Consider the following 4,042-nt stretch of genomic DNA (forward strand, 5'->3'; position numbering starts at 1 on the left):
AAAATAATTGTGTCAGATAATGTCAGATTGTGTCAGAAAAATCAAGAAAATCAAGAAAAAGTATGATAGAATCGGGAAATTACTGAATGACAATCGGTATTGTCAAATCTCAAAGATTTTTCTTGAGTAATAACTCTGAAAAGCAAGACTTCATATCTCCGAAAAAATAATGGATATTCAAGAAGTATTGAGCTTTGTTGATGAATTGATTTTTACCAAAATAGGGAAGCATTTATCTGACTTACAGGTTGCAATCTTACGGGAAGTTTGGCAGGGGCAAAAATATTTTGAAATTGCTGAAGAGAATTATTGTAGTGAAGGATATGTCAGAAATTTGGCATCTGAACTTTGGCAGATTTTATCTAATGCTATGGCAGAAAATGTTAATAGAACTAATTTTCGTTCGGTAATGGAGAGGAGACAATCAATGATTGTTTCCTCTAATTTTTTTGGTAGTGTGGGTAATGATTTGATAATTAGTAATGTGAATGTTTGTAGGGATATCTCATCAAATAAATCACCCCCTTCTAAATCAGATAAACTCCAACAAGAATTAAGCACCGCACCAGATTTAGTTAAGTTGAGCGATCGCCACAAAGAAATTGCTACTTTAGAAAAATGGATATTGCGAGAAGGTTGTCGTTTGATAGCTATTGTAGGTAATTCGGGAATTGGTAAAAGTGCTTTAGCTTGTTACTTACTACAAAAAATTAAAACTAATTTTGAGGTAGTAATTTGGCTCGACTTAAATCTATCCCCACCTTTAGAAAATACCTTAAAGACTTTAATCTTATCAACTGCTAATCAAACAGAAAATCAACTACCCTCGACTTTGGGGGAGAAGCTATCAATTTTATTGTTAAATCTGCAAAAAAAACGCTGTTTAATTGTGCTAGATCATGTACAAACTTTACTGAGTGAAAAACAACTAGCTGGAAATTATTGCTCAGAATACAGAAGCTATAAAAAATTCTTTAAACTAATTAGTGAAACAGTTCATAAAAGTTGCTTTATTATTAACAGTTGGGAATCTCCCCAAGAAATTATTACCTTAGCTGGAAAAAATTCCCCTGTTCGTCTTTTCCAACTAAAACGTTTAGGTTTAGGAGCTTCAGAAATTCTCAGAGAAAACAAATTATTAGATGAGTCGGAATGGGAAAAGTTAATTAATATCTATGAAGGAAACCCTCTATGGTTAAAAATTTCTGCTAATACAATTCAAGAAATTTTTGGTGGAAGGGTAGGAGAATTTTTTAAATATGAACAACTATATATAAGTGAAGAATTAGGAATAATTTTAGAAAAGCATTGGCAGCGTTTGTCGGAAATAGAACAAAAAGTTATTACTTGCCTGAGTCAGAAAATCGAACCTGTTTCTATTTCTCAATTGTTGACAGATACTCAAGTTTCGCCACAGGAATTATTTAATGCCATAAAATCTTTAGGGCGACGTTTTTTGATAGAAACTAAAATCCAGGAACAAGAAACCTTATTTTTAGTTTTGCCAATTTTCAGACAATATATAATATCCACTGCTGAGGCTGAGGAAAAGTTACATTAGATTTGACTGAAGCTCACAGAAAAATTTATCTATAATTTTCAGAAAGATTTAGATACAGAGATTTTTTCATTAGGATGAAATATGTGTCAGACTTAATCTGAGAGAAAAGTCGATCCATTATTCTGCCAAATTAGGCAAGATACAAAAAAGTTGATAGGTGATAATTGACTTCTGATATCTATACAGAGATTTTTTCATCCCAACAAAAGTAGAGTAAAAAGAAACATTATTTTCCGTTTTGTCAATTTTCAGACAATATATAATATCCACTACTGAGGCTGAGGAAAAATTACATTAGATTTGACTGAAGCTCACAGAAAAATTTATCTATAATTTTTAGAAAGATTCAGAGAAAGAATCATCAACTCTTGTGCCAAATTCGGCAAACAAAATACAAATAAAGTTGATAGATGATAATTGACTTCTGATATCTATACAGAGATTTTTTCATCCCAACGAAAGTAGAGTAAAAAGAAACATTATTTTTCCTTTTGCCAATTTTCAGACAATATATAATATCCACTGCTGAGGCTGAGGAAAAGTTACATTAGATTTGACTGAAGCTCACAGAAAAATTTATCTATCTTTTTCAGCAAGATTCAGATAGAGAATAATTANTATCTATACAGAGATTTTTTCATCCCAACGAAAGTAGAGTAAAAAGAAACATTATTTTTCCTTTTGCCAATTTTCAGACAATATATAATATCCACTGCTGAGGCTGAGGAAAAGTTACATTAGATTTGACTGAAGCTCACAGAAAAATTTATCTATCTTTTTCAGCAAGATTCAGATAGAGAATAATTAAATATCATGCCAAATTAAGCAAGATATAAAAAAGTTAGTAGGTGATGACTGAGTTGCTATATCCATAACCAGGGATTTTTAAATCCTAACAAAAATCCACAAACAAGAAACATTATTTTCAGTTTTTCCAACTTTCAGGCAAGATTTAATATTTACTCCTGATAATTCTGAAAAATAATCAATATTTTATAGAAAAATAGATAAATATCTATCTAGCTTTTCACTAATCTTGAGCTTTCCTATTTCACTAAACTAATAAACTCTCTCCAGATAATCAATCCAAACTGCATATCAAATCAAACGTCAGAAATATTGCTAGAATACTATAGCAAAGAATAAACTTTTGGCAGAATTTTGCAGAGGTTGACTCCGCCCTCTACTATAAATCGAATATCTAGAATTAAAAATAGAATGACTTTGGCTCAAGCATTAGCACAAGAGTGGAAAACCAGACTTCAGGAAGACTATCCAAACCATAACTCAGATATCCACAATAGTATTATTTGTTGGCTATTGGGGGATAATCCCAATAGATTAGAAACCCTGACTCCCGTCCAAAAAGAAATGGAATCTAAGGGAAGAGAATTTCTGTATCGAATTCTAGGACAAAGATATTTAGACGTTTCGCCAGAAAAAGCTTATCGAAACTTGATGCAGCGCTTGAGTGGGTTAGTAATGCTACGACAAAAAATACGAGCATGGGTTAATACCAGTCGCGATCGCCAGCGCAGTGTAATTGATGTACTGCAAGAAGTAGTCCAAGAGATGCTCAATAGCGATCGCTACTTACAACAGCAAATGGCCAAAATTGCTGAATGTACGAAAAATCCCCATCTCCGAAATTCTTTATTGTTGGCTAGTGTAGAAGAATATTGTGTCAGACCAATTCGTAATCAACCTTTACTGGTTTATAGATTTGTCAATTATCTACGTCGGACTCAAAGAGGTGGTCTGACTCAAGTACCTGTCAAAGAATGGGTCAAATTAATCTCAGAGGATATTACTCCTGGTAATACTGAAGACCGAGTAAGTTTGCTAGATGCTGTAGTGACATCCGAGTATCAAGATGCAGAAGCAATGGAACAACAACATCAACTTCGGTCTAAAGTCCAAGAAGAATTTGAGAAATATTTAGCGGACAAAGTTGACCAAAAAGCAGCCGAATGGTTAAAACTTTATATTCGAGGTAATACTCAGGATGAAATTGCTCAAGCTTTAAATATGCCTATCAAACAAGTATATAGGTTACGGGAAAAAGTTAGTTATCATGCAATTCGTGTTTTTGCAGTTAAACAACAACCAGAATTAATAGCAAATTGGCTAGAGATTTCTCTAAATGAGCATGGTCTAGGTTTGACTTCCAGTCAATGGCAAGAATATTGGCAAAATCTCAACGCTCAACAACGTCATTTAATTGAAGCGTTAAAATCAGGTGCAAGTCTAGAGGAAATTGGTAAAAAGTTAAACCTGAAAACTAATCAAGTTATTAGTGAATGGACTAAACTATATTTAACTGCTCAATCTTTACGGAATAGTTCTTAATCACAAGAAATAAATATTAAGTAGGCAAAATAGATTTAAGCAAAATTTCTCTAAGTTGTTTAGCCTGGAAAAAATTTATGTGTAATTAATTTTGTTCTGGTGTTTAGTAAGAATTGAATTCCTCATTAGCCT

At 32.6% G+C, this 4,042-nt stretch carries 2 protein-coding genes; both read left to right on the top strand.

Going from position 1 to position 4,042, the window contains the following annotated elements; all coding sequences use genetic code 11:
* Positions 1–169: 169 nt before the first annotated feature.
* Positions 170–1,561, top strand: coding sequence for an ATP-binding protein (locus tag AFK68_RS07305; protein ID WP_094672184.1), 1,392 nt, complete (start codon positions 170–172; stop codon positions 1,559–1,561).
* Between the two features lie 1,218 nt (positions 1,562–2,779).
* Positions 2,780–3,910, top strand: a complete 1,131-nt coding sequence (locus tag AFK68_RS07310; RefSeq protein WP_094672185.1) for a HetZ-related protein 2 — start codon at positions 2,780–2,782, stop codon at positions 3,908–3,910.
* Positions 3,911–4,042 lie beyond the last annotated feature (132 nt).

The sequence above is a fragment of the Hydrocoleum sp. CS-953 genome (genome assembly GCF_002260545.1).
Taxonomy (GTDB): domain Bacteria; phylum Cyanobacteriota; class Cyanobacteriia; order Cyanobacteriales; family Microcoleaceae; genus Trichodesmium.

Bases quoted from the DNA above. Each gene is read 5' to 3' on its own strand.
- AFK68_RS07305 (WP_094672184.1), top strand. From the start codon at position 170: ATGGATATTCAAGAAGTATTGAGCTTTGTTGATGAATTGATTTTTACC.
- AFK68_RS07310 (WP_094672185.1), top strand. From the start codon at position 2,780: ATGACTTTGGCTCAAGCATTAGCACAAGAGTGGAAAACCAGACTTCAG.